Raw genomic sequence first — 25,707 nt, 5'->3', positions numbered from 1 at the left:
GTGCCCTTTTTTATGGTTTTCTGCCGCCTTTAGCGCTGCGGCGGCTCGGCAAAGATAGCTAACTCATCCCAAATGGCGTCAATACGCGCGGTCACCGCCGGATCTTTCACAATCGGTGTGCCCCATTCGCGAGTGGTTTCGCCCGGCCACTTATTGGTGGCATCAAGTCCCATCTTCGAGCCCAGGCCGGAAACCGGAGAGGCGAAGTCGAGATAGTCAATTGGCGTATTCTCCACCATCACGGTATCGCGCGCCGGATCCATACGCGTGGTGATCGCCCAAATCACATCGTTCCAGTCTCGTGCGTTGACGTCGTCATCGCATACGATCACAAACTTGGTATACATAAACTGGCGCAGGAAAGACCAGACGCCAAACATTACGCGCTTGGCATGCCCGGCATATTGCTTCTTGATCGTCACCACCGCGAGGCGATAAGAACAGCCTTCCGGCGGCAGATAGAAATCGACAATTTCCGGGAACTGCTTGATCAGAATCGGCACCAGCACTTCATTCAGCGCCACACCCAATACCGCAGGTTCATCCGGTGGACGACCGGTATACGTTGAATGATAAATCGGGTTGCGACGTTGCGTTACGTGCGTCACGGTAAATACCGGGAAGCTGTCTATTTCATTGTAGTAGCCTGTGTGGTCGCCGTAAGGGCCTTCTGGCGCCATGTCACCCGGTTCGATGTAACCTTCTAAAACGATCTCTGCGCTGGCTGGCACTTCAAGATCGTTAGACAGGCACTTCACCACCTCGGTTTTATTACCGCGCAGCAAGCCAGCAAAAGCATATTCCGACAACGTATCGGGTACCGGCGTCACGGCGCCCAGAATCGTGGCCGGATCGGCACCCAGCGCCACGGACACCGGGAAGCGTTCGCCCGGATGGGCTTTGCACCACTCCTGGAAATCCAGCGCGCCGCCGCGATGCGACAGCCAGCGCATGATCACGCGGTTTTTGCCGATCACCTGCTGGCGATAAATACCCAGATTCTGACGTTCCTTATGCGGACCACGCGTGACGGTTAAGCCCCAGGTAATCAACGGCGCGGCATCGCCCGGCCAGCACTTCATTACCGGGATGCGCGACAGATCGACATCATCACCACTGAAGACCTCTTCCTGACACGGTGCATTGCGCAGGCGCTTGGTCGGCATGTTCAGCACTTGTTTGAACTGCGGCATTTTATCGAACAGATCGCGGAAACCTTTTGGCGGCTCGGGTTCTTTCAGAAACGCCAGCAGCTTGCCCACTTCACGCAGCGCGCTGACCTCTTCCTGTCCCATGCCCATCGCCACACGCTTAGGTGTGCCAAACAGGTTACACAATACGGGCATGTCGTACCCTTTCGGGTTCTCAAACAGCAGCGCCGGACCGCCGGCACGCAGGGTGCGATCGGCAATTTCAGTCATCTCCAGCTCAGGATCGATCTCCTGAGTGATGCGCTTTAACTCGCCGCGCTGCTCCAGCAACGCGAGGAAGTCTCGTAAATCCTGATATTTCATGCGGCGTTAGCTTCCAGCCAGGGTGAATTGGCCATTATAGGTCTGATTCACGCCGGTGTGTTGTGGTTTGTGGTTCAAGCTGGCTGACAGGAGAAAGGCACCAGCGATTGAATGGCCAGCACATCGTGATGTGCGGCGATTGGCTCACCATGACGGAACACTTTAAAGTCTTCGCCGCGCGCGCTGTAGTAACGCAGGCGGTTTTCACTGACGTGCAGGAAACTGGCTTCTCGCAGGGCGATCACCGACTCATGTGGATTGACGGCGCAGAACTCCGCCAGACGCTCATCACGCGTTTCCCCCATATGCCCGCTGACGTGAGCATCCAGATAGTGCGGATTGATCTGCACCGGGAACAGGCCTAATGCAGGCAAGACCACGCTGCTGCGCACCGGCATATCGTTGGTGGTACGGATTGATGGCGTAGCCACATTGCAACCGGCGCTCCAACCGATGTAAGGCACATCTCGCTCACGCACGGCACGCTGAATCGCCACGATCAGTCCGTGCTCATGCAGCATCTGATTGAGGAACCAGGTGTTGCCGCCGCTCACCAGGATCAACTCCGCCTGTTCAATCGCTGCTACCGGGGAGTCAAACTCATGCACGGTGCGCACCTGAATACCCAATGAGTCAGACAGGTCTTGTGCACGCTGCGCATGGTCGCCACGAATAATGGCATAGGGTACCAGTACGGCCGAGGTGATACCGCGTTGGGCGATCATTGCGTGCAGTTGTGGGTGAGCGTAGCTCAATAGTGGCGCGTCTTCGGCCACTTTGCCATTACTTAATAAGAACAGTTCCATCAGCCAGTCCTTTTTCAAATGAGAGCGAAGGATGGGGAAGGAGTCTGATACAGATGGTCATCAGCCGTCAATTTTCTTGCAAGAAAGCGTTAATAAGCCGCACCAATCGGAAAATTCGTAGTGATTTTTATTTCACAGCCGCGTTTCCACTGGCCGATGCGCTATAACTCTGACAGCAGGTTTGTTATTCTTAGCGTCCAATATTTGGGAGCAGTTATGGAATCCTGGTACTTACTCTATTGCAAACGTGGACAGCTGTTGCGCGCGAAAGAGCATCTTGAGCGGCAGGAGGTGAATTGCCTCAGCCCGATGATCGCTCTGGAAAAGATTGTGCGCGGTAAACGCACCACGGTGAGTGAGCCGCTTTTTCCCAACTATCTGTTTATCGAATTCGATCCGGAAGCGATTCACACCACCACCATCAGTAGCACGCGCGGCGTCAGCCACTTTGTGCGCTTTGGCGCGCAACCGGCAACGGTCTCCAGCGAAGTGATTGAAGCGCTGCAAACCGATGTGCCGCAAATTATGCTGGATCCAGAAACGCCACAAAGCGGTGATGAAGTGATCATCACCGAAGGGACTTTTGAGGGGCTGCGCGCTATTTTTGCCGAGCCTGATGGCGAAACCCGCTCGGTGTTACTGCTAAACCTGCTCAACAAACAAGTGATGCGCAGCGTCGACAACAAACAGTTCCGTAAGCTTTAAACCAGTTTAAACAGCTGACGTGCGTTGTGATTGACCTGCGCACCCAGCGCTTCAGCCTCTTCCCCACGCCAGTTCGCCACCTGCTGCACAATATGCGGCAGGAAACAGGGCTCGTTTCGACGCGAAGGCGGCCGTGGATGCATATCACGCGGGAGCAGATAAGGCGCATCGGTTTCCAGCAGCAGACGCTCGGCTGGAATCAATGGCAGCATCTCACGCAATTCCAGGCCACGACGTTCATCGCACACCCAGCCGGTAATGCCCACCGATAAGCCCAAGGCCAGGCACGAATCCAGTTCATCACGCGTGCCGGTAAAACAGTGTGCCACCGCGCCCGTCAATTTCGGCAGCCACGGCTCCAGCACTGCAACAAAACGATCGTGTGCTTCGCGGCAGTGGAGGAACACCGGCAGTTGTAACTCTGCTGCCAGCGCCAGCTGTGCATCAAAGGCATACTCCTGCTGGTCGTGCGCCGAGAGATTGCGGTTAAAATCGAGGCCGCATTCACCGATGGCCACCACTTGCTCACTCTCTGCCAGACGGCGCAGCGTGTTCGCCGTCTCCGCCGACCATTCACTGGCGTGATGCGGATGCACGCCGGCTGTAGACCAGCAGTAGCCAGGATGCTGTGCCGCGAGCTGACGCGCCTGCTGGCTCTCCAGCGCATTGGTGCCGGTAATCAGCAGGCCGGTGACGCCTGCTTCGCGCGCGCGTTTAACCACCTGATCGCGATCTTTTGCGAATTGCGTGCTGGTCAGGTTTACACCGATATCAAACATGTCTTCTCCCAAATAAAAACCGCCCAATGTGTGGGCGGTTTAGATTCTTAACGCTCATCCCGCTCGCGTGCGGGAATGCCTTGTCAGGATTCGGTATTCTGTTCCTCATCCTCTGAATCTGACGCCTTGCGCCCTTTACCCACATAGTAACGGGAGAAGAATACGCCGACTTCAAACAGGCAGTACATCGGAATAGCGAGCAAAGTTTGCGAGAAAACATCCGGCGGTGTGAGCAGCATCCCAACAACGAACGCGCCAACCAGAATGTAGGGGCGTTTCTTTTTCAAATCCTCTGGCGAGGTAATGCCGGTCCAGCACAGCAAAACAATCGCAATCGGTACCTCAAACGCTACGCCAAATGCCATGAAGAGAGTCATGACGAAGTCGAGATAATTGGTGATATCAGTAGCAATGGTGACGCCCTGTGGCGCGGTTTTGGCAAAGAAGCCAAACGCCAGCGGGAACACGATGAAGTAAGCGAAAGCCACGCCAACGTAGAACAGCAGCGTACTGGAGAACAGCAGCGGCATCACTAGCTTACGCTCATGGCGATACAGCGCAGGCGCCACAAAAGCCCACACCTGATACAAGATCACCGGCACCGCAAGGAACACCGAAACAATGATGGTGAGCTTTATGGGGGTGAAGAACGGTGAAGCCACGTCAGTGGCGATCATGCTGGCACCGGCCGGCATCTGGCTAATCAGCGGGGAAGCCACTAAGTGATAGATGTCGTTGGCGAAATAAACCAGGCACAAAAAGATAGCAAACACCGCAATAATGCAGTTCAGCAAACGCTTACGCAGCTCAATCAGGTGGCTGATGAGCGGTTGGGTATCTTCAACGGCCATGTTTATCTTTCATCTTTTACGGTGGGGGTGGGCGTCGCATTCTGCGCGGTATTAACAGGTGCCGCAGCCTCTGCTGTTACCGGTTGAGGTTTCTGAGCCGGTGCGCTGGCCGGGTGCTCTGCCGCCGCTGGCTGAGGTGCCTGAGCCGGTGCGCTGGCCTGATGCTCTGCCGCCACCGCCTGAGGTGCCTGAGCCGGTGCGCTGGCCTTGTGCTCTGCCGTCACCGCCTGAGGTGCCTGAGCCGGTGCGCTAGCCTGATGCTCTGCCGCCGCGGGGGTGACCGGAAGCTGGCTTACCGATTCAGAAGATGTGCCTGCAGACGACGGTTGATGAATGGTGTTCGCTTCATCTTCCGCTTTTTCGATATCGATGCTCTGCTGCACAGAACGCTTCATCGAATCGGCGGTTTTACGCAACTCTTCCATCGACTCTTTCAGTTCCGGTGACAGTGAGCCACGGCCCGCTTCCTCAACCTTTTTCAGGCTGTCCTGCAATTCCTGCAGTTTCAGCTCCTGCGCCAGTTCGTTTTGCACGTTAGCAGCCAGGGAGCGAATCGCCCGAATCCAGCCCACGACGGTTTTCACCGCAACCGGTAATCGTTGCGGGCCAAGAACGATCAGCCCGATAACGAACACCAATACCAGTTCACTAAAACCAATATCGAACACAGTTAACCCTTACTTGTCCCGGGCGTCGTCTTTACTCGCCGAGGTTTGCTGTTTGTCTGCCAGAGTCTTGGCGTTGAAGTCAGCGTCCTGCTCTTTCGGTTGATCCTTTTTATCGTCCTCATCGCCCATGGCTTTTTTGAAACCACGAATGGAAGAACCTAAATCCGAACCCAGGTTACGAAGTTTATTGGTACCGAACAGAAGAACAACAATGACGGCAATGATTAACAATTGCCAAATACTGATACCGCCCATGAGATATGCCTCTAATATTCTGTGAAAAACTTTGAATTGAAACGCACAGAAAGCCCGTATGAATTCGGGCTTTAGCCTGCGACATTACGCGATTTGCACCAGGCAAACAATCAGTTTGTCTTGCGCCAGCCTATCAGCCAGGTGACGATGCCAGCGGCCATTAATAAGGCGGGGAAGAAATCCCAGTCGGGTCGACTTAACAGCACCGCAGTGCCACTTAATAACAGTGTAGCCCCTACGCCAAACAGATAACGTGCCTTGTGATGGCGCGTACGTTGCGCATTCATATCGCTGACCAGTTTATCGACGCTGTGCTGCAATAATTTATGCTGACGCATGCTGTCGTAGAACAGTTCAGGCAACTCCGGCAGTTTTTCAGCCCAGAATGGCGCCTTCTCTTTCACTGCGCGCAGAATCGCAGGAATGCCGATCTGATCTTTGATCCAGTCTTCGAGGAACGGCTTCGCGGTTTTCCACAGATCGAGCTGCGGATAAAGCTGACGGCCAATGCCCTCAATGTAGAGCAGCGTTTTCTGTAACAGCACCAGTTGCGGCTGCACTTCCATATTGAAGCGACGCGCGGTGTTAAACAGGTTAAGCAGCACGTGGCCAAAAGAGATCTCAGCCAGCGGCTTCTCGAAAATCGGCTCGCAGACGGTACGAATGGCGAACTCAAAATCTTCCACATTGGTATCCGGCGGTACCCAGCCTGAATCCACATGCAGTTCTGCCACTTTACGGTAATCACGGTTAAAGAAGGCGATGAAGTTTTCCGCCAGATAGCGCTTATCTTCTTTATTCAACGAGCCGACAATGCCGCAGTCAATCGCGATGTACTGCGGATCTTCTGGATGGTCATAGCTAACGAAGATGTTGCCGGGGTGCATGTCAGCATGGAAGAAGCTATCGCGGAACACCTGGGTGAAGAACACCTGCACGCCGCGTTCTGCCAGCAGCTTCATGTTGACACCATGCTTCTCCAGCGTCGCCACATCAGAAATGGGAATGCCGTAAATACGTTCCATCACCATCATCGATTCGCTGCAGTAATCCGAGAACACTTCCGGCACATACAGCATCGGGCTCTGCTCAAAGTTACGACGCAGCTGAATGGCGTTCGCCGATTCACGCAGCAGATTGAGTTCATCAATCAGGGTCTTTTCGTAATCGCGCACCACTTCAACCGGGCGCAGACGACGACCATCCGGCAACAGACGAGGAACCCAATGCGCCATGCGGTAAATCAGCTTCATATCCGCTTTGATCACCGGCAGGATGTCCGGGCGAATCACTTTGATCACGACGTCACGGCCGTTAGACTTAAGCGTAGCAGTGTGAACCTGCGCAATCGAAGCAGAAGCCAGCGGCTTAATATCAAAATCGTCAAACCAGGTGTCGACAGGACCGCCAATGGATTGTTCAATCTGCTGCTGGGCTTTCAGCCCATCAAAAGGCGCCACGCGATCCTGCAACACCGCCAGTTCATCGGCGATGGCCGGTGGGAAGAGATCGCGGCGCGTCGAAAGCATCTGACCAAATTTGATCCACACTGGACCAAGTTGCTCCATTGCCAGACGAATGCGCACGCCCGTCGATTCATTTTTGTGCTTGTTAGGGATCCAGAAAATACAACGTCGCCAGATACGAAGCGGCAACGTGATGCGCATGTGAGGAATCAGTTCATCAAGCCCGTAAGTCAGAAAGACCTTGATGATGAAGTATAAGCGCCGAATTTCTCCCAGCGTCATTTCGCCTCCAGCTGTGCTAAACGCGCTTCGAGCGCATTAAGCGAACGTTCCATCGCTTCAACCTCTTCACAGAACCACGCCAGCTCCAGTGCACCGGGCGCAACCCGCCACTCTTCCGTCAGCACCTGACCGAGATAATCCTGCCGACGTGTCACCTGTCGCTGCACAAATTTCAGCGCCTGCTGAGCAGCCTGACTGACACCCTGCGCGGCAATGTCGCCGATCCACGGCGCCAGATACTCGGCTGGATCGAGCTCAGCGAGATCCATTAGCGCAGAGAATTGCTGAACCACTTGCAGATCGCCTTCCACGTCCAGCTCACCGCTACGGATCAAACTGGTCAGCTGCTGGCGATCGCGCAGTTTCGGCAAGGTGCTGAGGCGCAGGCTCACGCTACAGTCGCTGCTGTCCTGCCAGTCACTCAGCACATCCAGCTGCGATTCGCTAAACACCAGCACCAGCGGGAAATCCAGCTCCTGCAGGCGCAGCATCAGCACTTTACCTGCCAGACGTTGACGCGCGGCTTTCAGGCTACGATCACGATACAGAACACGATTGAGGGCGGTTTCAAGGCCGCCCGTGATTAGCGGGGTAAAAGTCATGATCAATCAGAACTTAAAGCCGCGATGCAACGCCACAATACCGCCGGTCATGTTGAAGTAAGTGGTATTTTCAAAACCCACATCGTTCATCATCGCCTTCAGGGTTTCCTGATCGGGATGCATACGAATCGATTCTGCCAGATAGCGATAGCTATCGGCATCCTGCGCCACCAGCTGCCCAATACGCGGCAGGATGTGGAAGGAATAGGTATCGTAGGCTTTGCTCAGCGGTTCCAGCAGCGGTTTGGAAAACTCCAGCACCAGCAAGCGTCCGCCTGGTTTCAGCACCCGGAACATCGAGGCCAGCGCCTTCTCTTTTTCGGTGACGTTACGCAAACCGAAAGAGATGGTGATGCAATCGAAATAGTTATCCGGGAACGGCAGCGCTTCGGCGTTGGCCTGCACATAGCTGACGTTGCCTGACACGCCCATATTGCGCAGCTTCTCGCGGCCCATCTTCAGCATCGAGCTGTTGATATCCGCCAAAACGACCTGACCCGTCTCGCCCACCAGGCGAGAGAATTTTGCTGTCAAATCGCCGGTACCGCCAGCCAGATCCAGCACACGCTGACCACGACGCACGCCGCTGCTGTCGATAGTAAAACGCTTCCAGACACGATGGATGCCAAACGACATCAAATCGTTCATCAGGTCATATTTTGCCGCTACGGAATGAAACACGTCCGCGACTTTATCGGCCTTTTCGCTTTTCGCGACGGTCTGAAAGCCAAAATGGGTAGTTTCCTGCTGTGATTCATCTGCCATCGGGTTTACCTGTTCCACAAACAATTCTTGCCGAAGTGTATCAGAGTCGCGCTACGCGAGCACGCGACCACCGTGCTATTCGTTGATGCGGCGCAGTGAAGCGGTGGGAGAATCTGCCACATTTTCATTGGGCTCGGGATCGTCCGCCCAATCTTCGCCCGCTTCTTCCGGCTGCGCTTGTTCGACCAATTGGGGATTGATCGGCCGTTTAATCTCTACGCCTAACGCGCGGAAGGATTCGCTTTGCGCAATCAAATTGCCGCGCCCTTCTGACAGCTTTTTCATCGCCTGATGATAACTCTGCTGCGCTTTATCGAGGCTGTGACCGATACCGCTCATATCATCCACAAACAGCCGCATTTTATCGTACAACCGCGTAGCTCGGTCGGCGATGCGTTGCGCATTACGACTCTGATGCTCATAACGCCAGAGGTTGTTGATGGTGCGCAACGCCACCAGTAATGTCGTAGGGCTTACCAGCATGATGTTCTGCTGCAGCGCTTCGCTGATCAGCTCTGGCTGCCGATCAATCGCCAACAAGAACGCGGGCTCGACCGGAATAAACATCAACACATAATCCAGAGAGCGTAAACCGGGCAATTGTTGATAATCTTTTCGCCCCAGCAGCCGAATATGGCCGCGCATGGCGTTAACGTGCTCCTGGATCGCCTGCTCGCGCGTGGCTTCATCTTCCGCGTTGAAATAGCGTTCGTAAGCCACCAGCGTCATTTTGGCGTCAATCACCACATCCTTGCCCTGCGGTAACCGCACGATCACATCCGGTTGCATCCTGCCCTGCTGCTCCAGCTGCACGCTGACCTGCGTCTGATATTCATAACCTTCGCGCAGACCGGAGGCTTCCAGCACCCGCGCCAGCACCACTTCGCCCCAATTGCCCTGGATTTTATTGTCGCCTTTTAGCGCTTTGGTGAGGTTGACCGCTTCCTGCGCCATTTGCGCGTTCAACTGCTGCAGTTGACGAATTTCATGGGCCAGCGTGTGGCGTTCGCGGGCTTCCTGGCCAAAGCTATCCGTCACCTGGCGACGGAAACCATCCAGCTGTTCACGCAGCGGACCAATCAGCCCGTTAAGGCTTTGCCGATTCTGCTCATCCACCCGACGTCCGCTGTTTTCAAAGATGCGGTTGGCCAGATTTTCAAACTGTGCGCTGAGACGCTGTTCGCTGTTAGTGAGCAGGCGCTGCTTCTCTTCTGCGCCAAAACGCGTCTCTTCTAAACGGATGGTGACTTCACGCAGTTCAGCTTCTTGCGCACTGTTCACTTCCAGCTGATTACGCAATTCCCGGCTAAGTTGTTCGCTCTCGCCACGCCAGTAATCGAGCTGTTGCAGCCGTTCCTGTGCACCGCTGAGCGTGCCATGAAGCTGCCGCAGTTCTTGCTCGCGCTGCTGAATTTGTTGTTGTAACCGTTCGAGCTGCTGCTGCTGACGCTGTTGCGCCTCTTCCAGCAGGCGGCGTTCGGTAGTGAAGCTGGCGTGCTGGTGCCCGGCCCGCAACTGGGCCAAAATCCAGCCGAGACCCAGTCCGGCCAGCGCCAGTGCGCCGTTAATGATAAGTTGCTGATCCATAATCCCCCCGCGGATCGTTTCGCTGAGGGAAAAGGTAAGTCGCTACTGTATGAATGTCCAGACAGTTGTGTAGCTGGCAGATCATTTACAGCGCTTTCACCGTCAAATCACCCGCCTTCCACGCATCAATCAGGAAAAACGGCATTGGCAACAGCCATTCACTGCCTTTCACTTTGGCGGGATAGCACCAGCTTTGTCCGTTGTGAGTGAGTTCAACCTGCTGCCAGCCGTTATCAACATTCTCCACCTTGCCCGCCATGCTGGAATACCCTGCGTTGCTGCCGACGTGAAAACGCTCGGTTTGCCAGCGAATTGGCGGATGTGCGGGCCACGCCTGGGCATGATGGAATCGGAAGATGTCATCATGATTCAGCAGGCTTTCGCGCACCGTCGGCCACAACGCCACTTTGAGGAAGTATTGATCGGTGAAGCGTTCACTGCCGCTGTACTGGGCGATAAAGTCGCGTATCTGCTGTTCAACGTTGTGGAATACGCCATGACAGCCGCCCCACATGCCTGCCAGCAGCAGTTCGGTATGCGTAAAGTAGTCACGCATGTGATGGAACCAGCAGGGCGATTGCAGCCAGGCTTCTACCGCCGCCACTTCACGCTCCGACAGCAGGGAGTCCGCATCTCGCACGATATAACGCTTTACGCATGGATCATCCATCACCAGAAAGCGCCACAGCGTCGGGAATATGGTCTTCTCATGTGACATATCCACTAACTGGACATTTGACTGCTTCAGACGCTGCCAGACGTGTTGCGGCACGCTGTCGTCAAGATAGATGCGACACATCCAGCCGGGATAGAACTCGCGCGCAACATCGATATTTTTGATCAGCGTTTCACAGTAGCGTGGTTGGCCACCATACAGACTGAAAGAGATGATATTTTCAGTTGGATTGGTGGGATTGAAAGACGGCGGTGCTTCTGCGGGATACGCCACTGTGTGGCCCTGACGAAAGATCGCGTCAGACTTCTCCAGCGACTCACGGCCGTAACGTGCCACTTCATCGTGCTTTTCCAGCCAGCCACACACTTCGGTTAAGCCATCGAGCCAGGTGTCGGAAGCCTGCGCACGCTGCGCTGCCGATGCCTGATAGATCTTTTGATAAGTTTTGTAGGATTTTTTGTACTCCCCCACGCGCATTAGCGTCAGCGCATAGTCACTCAGTACCTGCATGTTTTGCGGCATGACGCGCAAAACCTCTTCACAGCACTGACGTGCCACGGGGAAATCAGAGGCCGCCATCGCCTGGCGGAAACGCGCTGCCACGCTCTCAATGCGAGACTGAGCAGCCGTGGAAGGATGATTAAAGGCAGGACGCGGAGCAGAAACCGTTTTGCGCATAGTTGTTTTCTCAGTATCAGCTGAAAAACGTGCGCAATGTGATGGCAGCAGGGAATTCCTTATCCGTAATACCTGCTGCCTTGCGCACTAAATTAAGCGACGCGCGGCTTCTACAACAATTTTTACCGCATCGCTTTCGGTCTGTTTCATGGTCGCGGCATCCGGGATCTCTTTTTGCGTACGGTTAACGATAACACCCGCCACCATGCCCGCTCGCAGCCCCTGACTGGCGCACATGGTTAACAGTGTAGCGGATTCCATCTCATAGTTAAGAACCCCCATTTGCTGCCACTCTTGCATTGAGCCCTGGAAGCGATTCACCACACGTCCTGAGAACGTGTCGTAACGTTCCTGCCCCGGATAGAAGGTGTCAGATGAAGCGGTGATACCAATGTGCGTTTTGGCACCGCAGGCTTCTGCTGCGGCCACCAGCGCGGTGGTGCAGGTGAAATCGGCCACTGCCGGGAACTCCATCGGCGCAAAGTGCAGGCTGGCACCGTCAAGACGCACCGAAGCAGTAGTCACCAGCACGTCGCCTACATTGATATTCGGCTGGATCGCCCCGGTCGTGCCCACACGCAGGAAAGTGCGCACGCCGAGCTGCGCCAGTTCTTCCACGGCAATAGAGGTCGATGGACCGCCGATCCCGGTAGAACAGACCACCACCGGCTTGCCATCCACTTCCGCCAGGTAAGTGGTGAATTCACGGTGCGAAGCCAGATGCTGCGGATTATCCATCAGCGCAGCGATTTTTTTCACACGCTCCGGATCGCCGGGAACGATAGCCAGTGTGGCTCCTTTCAGATCGGCTTTAGTGATACCAAGGTGGAAAACGTCAGACTGGGCCATAACAGACTCCTGATAGATAAGGGATATGCGTGTCACTCTACGCCAGAGCGCCATATAAATATGTGATTTATTTCACCATCGACAATGAAACTTACATTATCAGAAAATTATTATGTGATTCACATCACACATTGCAGCTCGGCAATTCTGAATTGCTACAAGCGGTGCTGTGTAAGTTCGGGTGGCAGTGTTAATAGAGAAGAAGAACATAAATATACATCCCTCTGAACCCTACGTCAGCCTTGCTCCTGAAGCAGGCTATAGTTACGTGATTGCGCATTTGCTAGCACGGAGAGAACCATGAAAACCGAAGACAATATGGCACAAAAATCAGTAGCCGGTGGCTTTGCCCCTGCCGTTCAGCCCATCGCCAGCAGCACCATTACCACCGTCAGTGACGCTATTCACACCGGTGAAACTTCTGTTCCCAGCCAGGGAGAAAACCTTCCGGCTTATTATGCTCGCCCCAAATCCTATGAAGGCAAACTACCGGTGATTCTGGTGGTGCAGGAGATTTTTGGCGTTCACGAACATATTAAAGATATCTGCCGTCGTCTGGCGCTGGAAGGCTATCTGGCGGTCGCACCTGAACTCTACTTCCGTGAAGGCGATCCCGGTGACTACAGTGATATCCCGACACTGTTCAAAGAACTGGTCAGCAAGGTGCCCGATTCTCAGGTGCTGTCCGATCTCGATCACGTTGCCAACTGGGCCGCACGCCACGATGGCGATATTCGTCGCATGGCCATCACGGGCTTCTGCTGGGGCGGACGCATCAGTTGGCTGTTCGCCGCGCACAATCCGCAGGTGCGGGCGGCAGCGGCCTGGTATGGTCGGTTAGAGGGTGAGAAAACCCTCAAACAACAAAAACATCCTATCGATGTAGCCGTCGATCTTAACGCACCGGTGCTCGGATTGTACGGCGGTCAGGATGAGAGCATCCCGTTAGAGACCATTGATAAGATGCGTCAGGCACTGCATGCCGCCAATGCCAAAGCGGAAATCGTGGTGTATCCGGAAGCGGGACACGCGTTTAATGCCGATTATCGCCCAAGCTACCATGCTGACTCAGCCGCTGATGGCTGGGTACGAATGTTGGCCTGGTTTAAGCAGTATGGCGTTGCACCCAACGCGTAATAACAAGGGGCGCTGCAAGGCGCCCCTGTTTCTCACGATTAAGCCGATTCCGCGCGCAGCTTTTTCGCGGCGGTCACCATGTTCGCCAGCGCCTGCCGGGTTTCTCTCCAGCCACGGGTTTTCAGACCGCAGTCCGGGTTGACCCACAAACGTGCGGGCGGAATGCTTTGCGCCGCTTTGTGCAGCAGATCTTCAATCCATTCGACGCTGGGTACGTTCGGGGAATGAATGTCATACACACCTGGCCCAATTTCGTTCGGGTATTCGAACGCTTTAAACGCATCCAGCAATTCCATATCCGAGCGTGAGGTTTCGATGGTAATCACGTCCGCGTCCAGTGCCGCTATCGATTCCATGATGTCATTGAACTCGCAATAACACATGTGCGTGTGGATCTGCGTTTCATCCTGCGCCACAGCCGCGTTGAGGCGGAAGGCATCCACTGCCCAGGACAGGTACGCCGCCCACTCCGACTGGTGCAAGGGTAAGCCTTCGCGCAGCGCGGGTTCATCAATCTGGATGATCCCGATCCCGGCTTTTTCCAGGTCTTCCACTTCATCACGCAGCGCCAGTGCAATCTGTTTAGCAAGGGTTTCCCGCGTCACGTCTTCACGCGGGAATGACCAGCACAAAATCGTGACCGGGCCGGTGAGCATGCCTTTCACTGGCTTTTCAGTCAGCGATTGCGCGTACTTCGCCCACTCAACGGTAATCGGCTGCGGACGACTGACATCACCGATGATCACCGGCGGCTTCACACAGCGAGAGCCATAGCTTTGCACCCAGCCATTTTGCGTAAACACGAAGCCATCGAGGTTTTCGCCAAAGTATTCCACCATGTCATTACGCTCTGCTTCGCCGTGCACCAGCACATCCAGCCCGAGCCGTTCCTGTTCGGCAATCGCCTGCTTGATGTGCTCCGCGATGCCGGTGCGATAGTGGCCTCCATCGATATTGCCTTTTTTGAAGTCGAGTCGCAGGCCGCGAATTTCGGTGGTTTGCGGGAAGGATCCAATCGTGGTGGTCGGCCAGGCAGGCAGATTAAAGCGATGGCGCTGCGCTTTGGCGCGTTCGTCATAGTGGCTGACGCGCTCAACGTCTTTGGCCTGAATATTCGTCAGACGTGCGCCCACTGCGGCATTGTGCACGCGCGAAGAATGAGAACGGGCACGAATCGGCGCGCTCCACTCCGTCAGCGAGGCCGCATCGTTATTATTGAGCGCCTGGCTCAACAACCTCAGCTCAGCACACTTCTGTAAAGCAAAGGCAAACCAGCTTTTCACTTCCGCATCGAGCCGGGTTTCGACACTGAGATCGATCGGGCTGTGCAGCAGCGAGCAGGAGGAACCAATCCACAGATTTTCACGCTGCCCGACCAGCGGTTGCAGGCGATCGAACCAGCAGCTGAGCTCGGCACGCCAGACATTGCGGCCGTTGATCACCCCGACTGAGAGCAGCCAGTCGGCGGGGAGCTGTTGGTGGATATGCTGGATGTCATCTTTGCCATGCACCAGGTCAACGTGTAAACCTTGAACCGGTAGCGTCTTAATCACGTCGAGATTTTGACCGATGCTGTCAAAGTAGGTCGTCAGTAGCAGTTTTACATGACCTTGCAGCGCATCGTAGGCAGGCTTGAACGCATCACGCCATTCCTGTGGCAGCTCCAGCACCAGCGCGGGTTCATCGATCTGCACCCATTCAATACCGCGCTGATGCAGTTCAGCCAGCACTTGCTGATAGACCGGCAGTATCGCTTTCAGCAACGACAGGCGGTCAAACGGCTCACCTTTGACTTTGCCCAACCACAGGTAAGTGACCGGTCCCAGCAGCACCGGTTTGATCGGGTGACCCAGCGCCAATGCTTCGTCCACTTCTTCAAGGAGCTGTGTCCAGCTTAGTGAGAACTGCTGGCCCTGAGTGAATTCCGGCACCATATAGTGATAGTTGGTGTTGAACCATTTGGTCATTTCAGCGGCGGCGGCAGGATTGCCGCTGGGGGCGCGGCCACGTCCCAGACGGAACAGCGTATCGAGATCGACCGATCCATCCTGGTTCTGATGGCGCGCCGGCACATTGCCCAGCATCAGGCTGGTGGTCAGCACATGATCATACCAGGCGAAATCACCCACGGGCAGCAGATCCACCCCCGCGTCTTTCTGCTGTTGCCAGTGACGAGCGCGCAGCTCGCGCCCCACGGCCAGCAGCGTTTCCTGTGAGCTGTTACCTGCCCAGTAGCTTTCCTGTGCTTTTTTCAGTTCACGACGCAGACCGACACGAGGGAAACCGAGCGTATGGTTCAGAATGGTCATTTAGTGATCTCCAGATATGCTTAACGGGTCGAGCCCGTTTACGTTCATCCAGCGAGTGACATTGCCGTCCGCTGAACGGCTCAACTGGACGAAAGTCATGTGGCGGTGGCGCTTGCTTGAGATGTTTAGCCGTCCAGATGTTTACACCGCCATAATCTGCGGGTACTGTATGTTCCTCAAGCGCAATTTGTTCAATCTCGATGTGAAGGACTCTCATGATCGAACTCAAACATCTGAGAACGCTGCAGGCGTTGCAAAATACCGGCTCGTTGGCCGCTGCCGCCGCTCAGCTTCATCAGACACAATCGGCGTTATCGCATCAGTTCAGCGATCTGGAACAGCGGCTGGGCTTTCGCCTGTTTGTGCGCAAGAGCCAGCCGTTGCGGTTTACGCCGCAGGGGGAAATCATGCTGCAGTTGGCCGAGCAGATTTTGCCGCAGATTCAGCAAGCGTTGCAGGCATGCCACGAGCCGCATCAGACCACGTTACGCATTGCCATTGAGTGCCACAGCTGCATTCAGTGGCTGACGCCAGCCCTCAATAATTTCCGCCAGAGCTGGCCGCAAGTGGTGGTCGATTTTAAATCGGGCGTGACTTTTGATCCCCAGCCCGCCCTGCAACAGGGCGAACTGGATGTGGTGTTGACCTCCGATATCCTGCCGCGCAGCGGTTTGTTCTATACGCCGATGTTTGATTTTGAGGTACGTCTGGTGCTGGCCCCGGACCATCCGCTGGCGAAGCTGGAACATATCTCACCGGAAGATTTGGCCGATGAGGTACTGATGATCTATCCGGTGCAGCGTCAGCGTCTCGATATCTGGCGTCATTTCCTGCAGCCTGCAGGCATCAGCCCGGCGCTGAAGAGTGTGGATAATACGCTGTTGCTGATTCAGATGGTGTCAGCACAGATGGGTATTGCGGCCCTTCCGCATTGGGTGGTGGAGAGTTTTGAAAAGCAGGGTTTGGTGGTGACCAAGACATTGGGTGAGGGTTTGTGGAGCCGTTTATATGCCGCTGTGCGCGATGGTGAGCAGCGTCAGCCGGTGTTAGAAGCCTTTGTGCGCTTCGCCCGTCAACACGCCTGTGACCATCTGCCGTTTGTGCGCGATGCCGCCCGCCCGGGTTCACTGCAGTCGATTTCTTGATGTTCTCACGGGCGACCTGTGTCGCCCGTGCTGTTATCCCTGCCCGGCCTGCTCTATAATGCGCCGCCTCAATCCGCGACAAAGAGAGTTTCACCATGACGAGTAACGATGTTCTGCGCAGCGTGCGCTATATGCTTGATTTGAGCGATAGCAAAGTGGTGGAGATTTTTGCCTTAGCGGGCAGTGAAGTGCCGCTGGAGGATGTGCAGGCGTGGATGAAGAAGGATGAGGATGCGGCGTTCCGTAAGTTGCCGGACGTGCTGATGGGCTATTTCCTCAACGGTTTGATTTTCTTCCGTCGCGGTAAGAGTGAAGATGCGCCCGCACCTTCAGTTGAACGCCGTATGAATAACAATATTTTCATCAAGAAGCTGCGTATCGCGTTTGCGCTGAAGACCACGGATATTCCGGTGGTGCTGGAGAAGGCAAACTTTAAGATTTCCCAGGCGGAAGTCGGTGCGATTTTCCGCAATCCGGATCATAAAAACTACCGCGAGTGCGGTGACCAGATTCTGCGTAACTTTTTGAAGGGATTGACGATGATGAATCGTCCTGCGGCGCCAGCCAAGAAGGTGTAATCGCTTTTTGATCGGAGTTAGGTCAGATACAGGCCGCTCCGATCACGAAGGAATCTCACATCCCTGTGGATCGGCCTCGCCATCCATGGCTCAGACGCTTCGCTCTTCGTAGCGGCCTGTATCTTCCCTTTGGCTTAGGTGCTGCTTTTTCCCAGCACATAGCGCTTCTGCAAGTTCAACGAAACCAGATCAAGGATCGTCTCACTCAGGCATCGCTTTTGGACCCATGTCCCACTATCCAGCGCTTATGCACGTATAGCGAAGCGAAAATGACAATCGCCCCGGCAATAAAGCTCGGCCAGTGCGGTTTCTCTTGCCAGATCGCCAGATTGACCAGCAAGCCCGCTGGCACGTGCATGTTGTTCATAATGCCCAGCGTACCGGCATCGACCTGCGTCGCACCGTAGTTCCACATAAAGTAGCCCAGCCCGGAAGCCGCCACGCCCAGCCAGACCAGAATGCCCCACTGCAGTGAGGTGGTTGGCAGTTTATTCGGGTTACCCCACAGGCTCCACGCAATGATGGCGATGATCACCGCGCCAAGATAGAACCACGAGAAGGCCGTGTGTTGCGGCATTGGGCGGGTTTCCTGCAAGCGCTTGTAACCAACCATACCAATGGCGAAGCAGATGTTAGCCGCCTGAACCAGCAGCAAACCGAACCAGAAATGATCGCTGACTTTGTCATAGCGAATGATGGCCGCACCGGCTACCGCCAACAGCGCGCTGAAGGCATAGCCGATTCGCAGCCGACGTCTGCTGAGCAAATCGTAAATCAGCGTGACGTAGAGCGGCGTCATCACGGTAAACAACAGGAATTCTGTCACGCTGAGGTAGGTATAAGCCTCAAAACTCAGCAGATACATGACGCCAAGTTGCAGCATCCCCACCAGCATATACAGCAGGATGGTTGAGGCGCGATAGCCCTTCCAGCGCAGGAAGGGTAAAAAAACGAGCGCAGCTAACCCAAGGCGCATCAGTACAGAGAACCAGGAGTCAACCTGGCCCGCAAGGTATTCCCCTATCAAACTAAAGGAAAAAGCCCACAAAATGGTGGTAACGATCAGTAACAGCACGGTATTGATCCCAAAATGAACAGTGGCGCTAGTGTAAACAAACTGTCGTGGACGGGCTGAAATATCTGGTTGACGAGTGGTCAAATTAAAATCAAACAAATCGCCGTATCCCCGTCACTCATTGAGATAAGGTCCATTGCTGAAATCAGGTCGCTGGTTGCAGATGCAGTGAATCTGATTCGACACGGCAACGGATTCCCCTTACAAACCCAAAAGCCCCGACGCCTCATGCGCGAATACCAACATTTCCTGGTTTATATCGCTCTTTAATGTCATCAAACTGTAACAATTGTGTCACACATCACAGTAACGTGGCGCAACCATCACTATCCTTTGCGCGAAATGGAACTTTGGTTTTGTTGTTACGCCAGAGGGCTTTTGACCCAACCTGCTGGGAATTTATAAAAATATTGCGCCCTGGAGGGCCACCTTCATGTTAAGTATCTTCAAACCGGCACCGCATCAGCCGCAAGTCGCTGACGATCGTGTCGATCCGCTCTATCGTCGGTTACGCTGGCAAATCTTCATCGGCATTTTCTTTGGCTATGCCGCCTATTACCTGGTCCGTAAAAACTTTGCGCTGGCGATGCCCTATTTGGTTGAGCAGGGCTTTTCGCGTGGCGATCTTGGCTTTGCGCTGTCCGGAATCTCCATCGCCTACGGTTTTTCCAAGTTCATCATGGGTTCCGTCTCTGACCGTTCAAACCCGCGTGTCTTTTTACCTGCCGGACTGATTCTGGCCGCTGCGGTGATGCTGTTTATGGGCTTTGTACCCTGGGCCACCTCCAGCATCATGGTGATGTTTGTGCTGCTGTTCCTGTGCGGTTGGTTCCAGGGCATGGGCTGGCCACCGTGCGGTCGCACTATGGTGCACTGGTGGTCGCAGAAGGAACGCGGCGGGATTGTCTCAGTATGGAACTGCGCCCATAACGTGGGTGGTGGTATTCCGCCCTTACTGTTTCTGCTGGGTATGGCATGGTTTAACGACTGGAAAGCCGCGCTCTACATGCCGGCGTTTGGTGCCATCCTCATCGCGATTATTGCCTTTGCCCTGATGCGCGATACGCCGCAGTCTTGTGGTTTGCCGCCGATTGAGGCGTACAAGAATGATTATCCGCCAGACTACAGCGAGGATCATGAGGAGGAGTTGACGGCGAAGCAGATTTTTATGCAGTACATCCTGCCTAATAAGCTGCTGTGGTATATCGCGCTGGCCAACGTGTTCGTTTACCTGCTGCGCTACGGCATTCTCGACTGGTCACCGACCTACCTGAAAGAGGTGAAGCATTTCACGCTGGATAAATCTTCGTGGGCTTACTTCTTCTATGAATATGCGGGCATTCCCGGCACCTTGCTGTGCGGCTGGATGTCGGACAAGGTGTTCAGAGGCAATCGTGGCGCCACCGGCGTGTTCTTTATGACGCTGGTAACCATCGCCACCGTGGTGTACTGGCTTAACCCACCCGGCAATCCAGGTCTCGATATGCTGTGCATGATCGTCATCGGCTTCCTGATCTACGGTCCGGTAATGTTAATTGGTCTGCATGCGCTGGAGTTAGCGCCGAAGAAAGCGGCTGGCACGGCAGCAGGCTTTACCGGTTTGTTTGGTTATCTCGGAGGATCGGTGGCAGCCAGTGCGATTGTCGGTTACACCGTGGATTACTTCGGCTGGGATGGTGGATTCATGGTGATGATTGCGGGATCGGTGTTGGCGGTGATTTTGTTGCTGCTCACCATGGTCAGCGAGCATAAACATAAGAAACAGATGGCATAACAAAAATGGGCCGGTATCACCGGCCCATTTTTTTAAGCAAGGAACAACTTACGCAACGTGTGCGGCACCGCATCTTCAGCGTTGCTGCCAATCACTTCCAGCGTCGGCAAGGTATCTTTCAACCGCTGCTGCGCATTGCGCATAATGCAGCCTTTACCCGCCATGCTCAGCATTTCCACGTCATTCATGCCATCACCAAAAGCGATGCACTCTTTCAATGAGAAGCCAAGCTGCTTTGATACCGCCTCCAGCGCGTGACCTTTCGATACGCCACCCGCCATCACTTCCAGACAGGTCGGCAGTGAGAAGCTGACGTTAACGCGATCGCCCCAGCGCGCTTCGATCGCCAGCTCCAGCGGCACCAGACGTTCGGGATCGTCGCAAGTAAAGAAAACCTTGCTGATGCCGTCGGTTTCAAGCATGCCCGGCTGATAAACCTGATAGTTAAACACCGACTCACGGAAGTAGTCCTGCTCCTCCGGGCGATGACGGCTCATGTACCACTCATCGTCACGATACACGTGCGTCAGGATATGCTCATCGTGGTACTGCAGACCGTAAAGCTCGCTGGCGATATCGGCGTCGAGGTTATGGCTAAACACCAGTTCACCGTCTGCGTTGTGCACGCGAGCCCCGTTGGAAGTAATCATGTACGCCGGAATGCCAAGGTTATCGCGCATCTGGCCTACGTCGATATAGTGGCGGCCGGTGGCGAAAACGAAGTGGACATCTTGCGCCACCAGTTCCTGCAGCGTGGTACGGGCAAAAGGCGTCAGGCGGTGTTCCGGTGAGAGCAGCGTGCCATCCAGGTCGGATGCGACGATGTGGTACATGTAAACCTCTGGTATTGATGTCGGAAAATGAGTTAAACGTGGCGCTCGAAAAAATCGACCACCAGGTTGAGCGCTTCAGCGCGCATAGCGTCTGTTTCAAACAAAATCTCGTGACGCGCGCCTTGAATCACATACGGCACGGTACCTTCGCAGGGATGTCCCGCGTCAGCCATCGCCGTACAAAAAATATCTTGTGCGCGGTTATCCACCACATCGTCTTCGCTGGCCTGTAACACCAGGGAAGGCGTGGTGATTTTCGCTGCCTGGCTGATGATACTGCGTCCGGCATAGACGCCTTCGCGCACCCAATGATAGGTCGGGCCACCGACGCGCAGTCCCGGATCGTCCGCGTAAAAACGCAGGTTGCGCCGATAGCGCTCCCGACTGTGCGTCAGGCGATTAATGCCAAACGGGCTGGCGCGCCAGCGGCCGGTGCCAAGCGCATAGCGTTCGCGAATCGCCGGCAGTTTTTCCGCCCAGTCCAAAATCGGGTGCGCCATCCAGTCAGGCAACGGCAGCACAATGCCAAACATCGGTGCCGAGAATACCGCCGCATGAAAAGCCTGCGGTTGACGCGCCAGAAACAGCGCTAAAATCGCACCGCCCATCGAATGCGCCAGCACGTAGCGTTGCTGATAATGGTTGCTGACCATCTCTTTCAGATACAGCGTTTCTAAGTCGTCAACATAGTGGCTGAACTCAACCACATGGCCGCGATGCGAATCCGCCAGCAAGCGATCGGAGCGGCCCTGCCCGCGATGGTCAATGATCACCACGTCATAGCCGCAGTGGAACAGATCGTAAGCCAGTTCCGGGTATTTGATATAGCTTTCGATGCGGCCGGGAACAATCAGGATGACACGGCGATGTTGCGGTGAGGTGAAACGAACATAGCGAATCTTCAGGTTACCGACGCCGGTGAATTCGCACTCTTCACGACGACGCCAGAAGTCGAGCAGCGGACCGGTAGCAAAGGCGGAAAAGCCTTTCTCTCGCCCGAGCCAACGCTGTTTGTGATGCTGCATCCGTCCCCCTGAAAAAAAGCCTCATCGCGCGTCTGTACGCCATAGCGCACCGCGATATTCTGGCGTATTGTGTCACACTTCGTTCACTTCAGGGAATGTCACGCATGACCATTGAATGGTGGTTAACCTACCTGTTGACCACAACTATCCTCAGTCTTTCACCCGGTTCTGGTGCCATCAACACCATGAGCACCGGCATTAGCCATGGCTATCGCGGCGCGGCGGCTTCCATCACTGGCTTACAGCTTGGGCTGGCGATTCACATTGTGCTGGTGGGTGCCGGTTTGGGTGCGCTATTTTCACAATCGATCATGGCGTTTGAAGTGCTGAAGTGGGCAGGCGCCGCCTATTTGGTGTGGCTGGGCATTCAGCAGTGGCGTTCCGCAGGCGGTATTGATTTGGATGCCGTGGCAAAAGCGATGCCGCGTCGTCGCCTGTTCAAACGCGCCATTCTGGTGAATCTCACCAACCCGAAAAGCATCGTGTTTCTCGCCGCACTGTTCCCGCAGTTTATTCAGCCGCACCAGCCGCAGTTGATGCAGTATCTGGTGCTCGGTGTCACCACCATCGTGGTCGATATTATCGTGATGATTGGTTACGCCACGCTGGCAACCCGTATTGCGGGGTGGATTAAAGGGCCTAAGCAGATGAAGCTGATGAACCGCACCTTTGGTGGGCTGTTTATGGCCGTCGGTGCGTTGCTGGCAAGTGCGCGCAGAATTGCTTAAGACGTTTTAAAAAACCGCGGCACCGAGGTGATAACCGTCAGTGCCGCAGCTATTTCAAGGTAGTCAGTGCGCAAGTTCTGAAGCACAGATGCTGAACGTAAAGCGCGCGAGCACTGCCCGGTGGCGAAATGGCAAGTAAACCCGATTTAACGCGAGATAATCAGGTGGATGCCGAATCCGGCAAACAGCACACCCGCCATCCCATCGACCCACTTCGCCATACGCTGATACTTATCACGCATCCACGGTAGTGCAAAAATCGCCGCGACCAGCGTGAACCAGGCAAAGGTCTCACCGATAATCAGCAGGAATAAACCCCAACGCTCCATCGCGCCCACATCATTACCCACAAACAGCGAGAACACGCTGCCGAAATAGATAATCGCTTTCGGGTTCGACAGATTAGTCAGAAAACCTTTCAGGAAACTCATGCCTTTTTTTGGCAACTCCACCACCGGCGCATCAACCTGCGGGGCTTTATGTTGCTGACGTGCCGAGCGCAGGAGTTGCCAACCCATCCACAGCAGGTACAAACCACCGCCCACCATGATGATTTCATGCAGCCAGGCCATTTTTTGCAGGATCAGATGCAAGCCCATCAGCGCCACACCGGCCCAGATCACGATTCCCAGCGTAATGCCCAACACGCCCATCATCGCCTCTTTACGTGAACGGCTGGCCGCCGTTTGCGACACAAAGAAGAAGTCCGGGCCGGGACTCATCAGCGCAACCAAATGCACCAGCGCGACGGTGGCGAATAACATCAACATGGTTTCTTTCCTTTACTCTTCATCGACATGTTCTTTGATCATCACCAGGAACGGTTTACCAAAACGTTCCAGCTTGCGATGACCGACACCGTTCACGCTCAACATTTCTGACGCGGTAATCGGCATTTGCTCCGCCATCTCAATCAATGTGGCATCGTTAAACACCACATACGGCGGAATGTTGGATTCGTCGGCAATCGCCTTACGCAATTTACGCAGTTTGCCAAATAACGTGCGATCGTAATTGCCGCTGTGCACTTTCGGCGAGCTGCTGCGGCTCTTCACCGTGACGATACGCGGCACCGCCAGCATCAATGGCACTTCGGCACGCAATACCGGACGCGCCGCTTCCGTTAGCTGTAAAGCGGAGTGCATGGCGATATTTTGCGTCACCATACCAAGATGGATCAGCTGACGCAGCACGCTGACCCAATGCTCCTGGCTCTGCTCACGACCAATGCCGTACACCGGCAATTTGTCGTGCCCGTTATCGCGAACGCGGTGGTTAGTGGAACCGCGCAGCACGTCGACAATATAGCCCATACCGAAGCGCTGGCCGGTACGATAGATGCTGGAAAGCGCCTTCTGCGCCTCCACCAAACCATCATAGCGACGCGGAGGATCAAGGCAGATATCGCAGTTGCCGCACTGCTGCTGACGCCCTTCACCAAAGTAGTTGAGCAGCACTAAACGACGGCAGGTTTGCGCTTCGGCAAACGCGCCCATCGCATTGAGCTTGTGACGCTCAATATCCTGTAACGGGCCGGGCGCCTTCTCCTCCAGACATTTACGGAGCCACGCCATATCCGCCGGATCGTAAAGCATCATCGCTTCTGCGGGCAGGCCATCACGCCCGGCGCGGCCGGTTTCCTGATAGTAGGATTCGATATTGCGCGGAATATCGAAGTGCACCACGAAACGCACGTTAGGCTTGTTGATGCCCATACCAAATGCCACAGTGGCGACCACAATTTGCAAGTCATCACGCTGGAAGGCTTCCTGCACGTGCGCGCGCTGGGCGCTGTCGATACCGGCGTGATACGCGCCGACACTCAGCCCACGGCTTTGCAGACGCGCAGCCGTGTCTTCCACCTTGGCACGGCTGTTACAGTAAATAATGCCGCTCTTACCGCGCTGCTCTTGCACGTAGCGCAACAGCTGATCGGTGGGTTTGAATTTCTCCACCAGCGTGTAGCGAATATTCGGGCGGTCAAAGCTGCTGATTTGAATCAGCGGATCGTCCATCTGCAACAGATGAGCGATGTCATTACGCGTGGTTTCGTCAGCGGTTGCCGTCAGCGCCATCACCGGCAGATCCGGGAAACGCTGACGCAGTTGACCAATCGAGCCATATTCCGGGCGGAAATCATGGCCCCATTGCGAGATACAGTGTGCTTCATCCACCGCCAGCATCACCGGATTCCACTGGTGCAGGCTGTCGAGGAAGTTATCCATCATCAGACGTTCAGGCGCAATATACAGCAGCTTCAGCTTGCCGGTGCGACAATCCGCAAACACTTGCTGCTGCTGCTCACGCGTTTGCGTCGAGTTAAGACACGCCGCTGCCACGCCGTTGGCCAGCAATTGATCGACCTGATCTTTCATCAGTGAGATCAGCGGTGAAACCACCAGCGTCAACCCTTCGCGCACCAGCGCCGGGATTTGATAGCACAGCGATTTCCCGCCGCCGGTCGGCATCACCACCAGACAATCACGCCCGGCAAGAGCGGTTTCGATGATGGTTTGCTGACCGGGACGAAATTGCTGGTAGCCGAAGGTATCTTGTAATACCTGCTGCGCCAGCATTTCCTGATTAAGCACTGCCGATGTTGCCACGGTAATCCTGTTTT

At 55.0% G+C, this 25,707-nt stretch carries 24 protein-coding genes; 6 read left to right on the top strand and 18 right to left on the bottom strand.

What is annotated here, in order from left to right:
* Positions 1–29: 29 nt before the first annotated feature.
* Together ubiD and pepE are read right to left on the bottom strand one after the other, a co-directional pair.
* Positions 30–1,514, bottom strand: a complete 1,485-nt coding sequence (ubiD, locus tag QMZ65_RS23585; RefSeq protein ID WP_160833390.1) for a 4-hydroxy-3-polyprenylbenzoate decarboxylase — start codon at positions 1,512–1,514, stop codon at positions 30–32.
* Positions 1,515–1,588: 74 nt separating this feature from the next.
* Positions 1,589–2,320 (bottom strand): dipeptidase PepE, encoded by a 732-nt coding sequence (pepE, locus tag QMZ65_RS23580; RefSeq protein WP_097118531.1) that lies wholly within the window; start codon positions 2,318–2,320, stop codon positions 1,589–1,591.
* Positions 2,321–2,536: 216 nt separating this feature from the next.
* On the opposite strand from pepE, the gene rfaH reads away from it, so the two are divergent.
* Complete coding sequence (rfaH, locus tag QMZ65_RS23575; RefSeq protein ID WP_038643771.1) at positions 2,537–3,025, top strand: transcription/translation regulatory transformer protein RfaH; 489 nt, start codon at positions 2,537–2,539, stop codon at positions 3,023–3,025.
* Here the strand turns inward: rfaH and tatD are convergent.
* The 10 genes from tatD to udp all read right to left on the bottom strand — a co-directional run bounded on the left by tatD (position 3,022) and on the right by udp (position 12,483).
* Positions 3,022–3,804 (bottom strand): 3'-5' ssDNA/RNA exonuclease TatD, encoded by a 783-nt coding sequence (gene tatD, locus QMZ65_RS23570; protein ID WP_283216853.1) that lies wholly within the window; start codon positions 3,802–3,804, stop codon positions 3,022–3,024. The two genes, rfaH and tatD, sit on opposite strands and share 4 nt — an antisense overlap.
* An 83-nt stretch (positions 3,805–3,887) precedes the next feature.
* Entirely contained in the window at positions 3,888–4,655 is a 768-nt protein-coding gene (gene tatC, locus QMZ65_RS23565) for a Sec-independent protein translocase subunit TatC (RefSeq protein ID WP_034827926.1), read from the bottom strand.
* Between the two features lie 2 nt (positions 4,656–4,657).
* Positions 4,658–5,323, bottom strand: coding sequence for a Sec-independent protein translocase protein TatB (gene tatB / locus QMZ65_RS23560; RefSeq protein ID WP_283216852.1), 666 nt, complete (start codon positions 5,321–5,323; stop codon positions 4,658–4,660).
* Between the two features lie 9 nt (positions 5,324–5,332).
* Positions 5,333–5,578: a Sec-independent protein translocase subunit TatA gene (tatA, locus tag QMZ65_RS23555; protein WP_038643775.1), complete on the bottom strand. Its 246-nt coding sequence runs from the start codon at positions 5,576–5,578 to the stop codon at positions 5,333–5,335.
* Positions 5,579–5,688: 110 nt separating this feature from the next.
* A complete protein-coding gene (gene ubiB / locus QMZ65_RS23550) occupies positions 5,689–7,326 on the bottom strand; it encodes a ubiquinone biosynthesis regulatory protein kinase UbiB (RefSeq protein ID WP_097118529.1) in 1,638 nt (545 codons plus the stop codon).
* Entirely contained in the window at positions 7,323–7,928 is a 606-nt protein-coding gene (ubiJ, locus tag QMZ65_RS23545; protein WP_097118528.1) for a ubiquinone biosynthesis protein UbiJ, read from the bottom strand. Before ubiJ ends, ubiB begins: the two co-directional genes overlap by 4 nt.
* A 6-nt stretch (positions 7,929–7,934) precedes the next feature.
* On the bottom strand, positions 7,935–8,693 hold the full coding sequence (gene ubiE / locus QMZ65_RS23540) for a bifunctional demethylmenaquinone methyltransferase/2-methoxy-6-polyprenyl-1,4-benzoquinol methylase UbiE (RefSeq protein ID WP_097118527.1): 759 nt from the start codon (positions 8,691–8,693) through the stop codon (positions 7,935–7,937).
* A gap of 75 nt (positions 8,694–8,768) precedes the next feature.
* Positions 8,769–10,280, bottom strand: coding sequence for a DNA recombination protein RmuC (gene rmuC, locus QMZ65_RS23535; RefSeq protein ID WP_211728837.1), 1,512 nt, complete (start codon positions 10,278–10,280; stop codon positions 8,769–8,771).
* Between the two features lie 85 nt (positions 10,281–10,365).
* Entirely contained in the window at positions 10,366–11,634 is a 1,269-nt protein-coding gene (locus QMZ65_RS23530) for a tetratricopeptide repeat protein (RefSeq protein ID WP_283216851.1), read from the bottom strand.
* An 87-nt stretch (positions 11,635–11,721) separates the two neighbouring features.
* Positions 11,722–12,483, bottom strand: coding sequence for a uridine phosphorylase (udp, locus tag QMZ65_RS23525; RefSeq protein WP_038643781.1), 762 nt, complete (start codon positions 12,481–12,483; stop codon positions 11,722–11,724).
* Positions 12,484–12,783: 300 nt separating this feature from the next.
* On the opposite strand from udp, the gene QMZ65_RS23520 reads away from it, so the two are divergent.
* Positions 12,784–13,620 (top strand): dienelactone hydrolase family protein, encoded by an 837-nt coding sequence (locus tag QMZ65_RS23520; RefSeq protein WP_211728840.1) that lies wholly within the window; start codon positions 12,784–12,786, stop codon positions 13,618–13,620.
* A gap of 38 nt (positions 13,621–13,658) precedes the next feature.
* Here the strand turns inward: QMZ65_RS23520 and metE are convergent, their stop codons facing one another.
* Entirely contained in the window at positions 13,659–15,929 is a 2,271-nt protein-coding gene (gene metE / locus QMZ65_RS23515) for a 5-methyltetrahydropteroyltriglutamate--homocysteine S-methyltransferase (RefSeq protein WP_283216850.1), read from the bottom strand.
* Positions 15,930–16,144: 215 nt separating this feature from the next.
* Here metE and metR point away from each other — a divergent pair, with 215 nt between their 5' ends.
* Both metR and QMZ65_RS23505 read left to right on the top strand, forming a co-directional pair.
* Positions 16,145–17,074: an HTH-type transcriptional regulator MetR gene (metR, locus tag QMZ65_RS23510; RefSeq protein ID WP_034827906.1), complete on the top strand. Its 930-nt coding sequence runs from the start codon at positions 16,145–16,147 to the stop codon at positions 17,072–17,074.
* Positions 17,075–17,169: 95 nt separating this feature from the next.
* Positions 17,170–17,652: a YehS family protein gene (locus tag QMZ65_RS23505; protein WP_034827905.1), complete on the top strand. Its 483-nt coding sequence runs from the start codon at positions 17,170–17,172 to the stop codon at positions 17,650–17,652.
* A gap of 205 nt (positions 17,653–17,857) precedes the next feature.
* Here the strand turns inward: QMZ65_RS23505 and QMZ65_RS23500 are convergent, their stop codons facing one another.
* Positions 17,858–18,727, bottom strand: a complete 870-nt coding sequence (locus QMZ65_RS23500; protein ID WP_283216849.1) for a carboxylate/amino acid/amine transporter — start codon at positions 18,725–18,727, stop codon at positions 17,858–17,860.
* Between the two features lie 433 nt (positions 18,728–19,160).
* Between QMZ65_RS23500 and glpT the strand changes: the two genes are divergently transcribed.
* Positions 19,161–20,501 carry a glycerol-3-phosphate transporter gene (gene glpT / locus QMZ65_RS23495; protein ID WP_058960357.1) on the top strand — a complete coding sequence of 447 codons (1,341 nt, stop codon included), beginning with the start codon at positions 19,161–19,163 and terminating at the stop codon, positions 20,499–20,501.
* A gap of 32 nt (positions 20,502–20,533) precedes the next feature.
* Here the strand turns inward: glpT and yigL are convergent, their stop codons facing one another.
* Positions 20,534–21,334 carry a sugar/pyridoxal phosphate phosphatase YigL gene (yigL, locus tag QMZ65_RS23490; protein ID WP_034827894.1) on the bottom strand — a complete coding sequence of 267 codons (801 nt, stop codon included), beginning with the start codon at positions 21,332–21,334 and terminating at the stop codon, positions 20,534–20,536.
* Positions 21,335–21,366: 32 nt separating this feature from the next.
* Positions 21,367–22,359, bottom strand: a complete 993-nt coding sequence (gene pldB, locus QMZ65_RS23485; protein ID WP_160833382.1) for a lysophospholipase L2 — start codon at positions 22,357–22,359, stop codon at positions 21,367–21,369.
* Positions 22,360–22,463: 104 nt separating this feature from the next.
* Between pldB and rhtB the strand changes: the two genes are divergently transcribed.
* Positions 22,464–23,087 carry a homoserine/homoserine lactone efflux protein gene (rhtB, locus tag QMZ65_RS23480; protein WP_034827889.1) on the top strand — a complete coding sequence of 208 codons (624 nt, stop codon included), beginning with the start codon at positions 22,464–22,466 and terminating at the stop codon, positions 23,085–23,087.
* A 146-nt stretch (positions 23,088–23,233) separates the two neighbouring features.
* On the opposite strand, the gene rhtC is transcribed toward rhtB, so the two are convergent.
* Both rhtC and recQ read right to left on the bottom strand, forming a co-directional pair.
* The gene (gene rhtC, locus QMZ65_RS23475) at positions 23,234–23,857 is read right to left on the bottom strand and encodes a threonine export protein RhtC (RefSeq protein ID WP_034827887.1); all 624 of its coding nucleotides are present in this window, start codon (positions 23,855–23,857) and stop codon (positions 23,234–23,236) included.
* Positions 23,858–23,869: 12 nt separating this feature from the next.
* Entirely contained in the window at positions 23,870–25,693 is a 1,824-nt protein-coding gene (recQ, locus tag QMZ65_RS23470; protein ID WP_058960360.1) for an ATP-dependent DNA helicase RecQ, read from the bottom strand.
* Positions 25,694–25,707 lie beyond the last annotated feature (14 nt).

It is taken from the genome of Pantoea sp. EABMAA-21, assembly GCF_030053335.1.
In the GTDB taxonomy this organism is placed as follows: Bacteria; Pseudomonadota; Gammaproteobacteria; order Enterobacterales; family Enterobacteriaceae; genus Pantoea; species Pantoea communis.
This window is presented reverse-complemented; position numbering and strand designations above follow the sequence as displayed.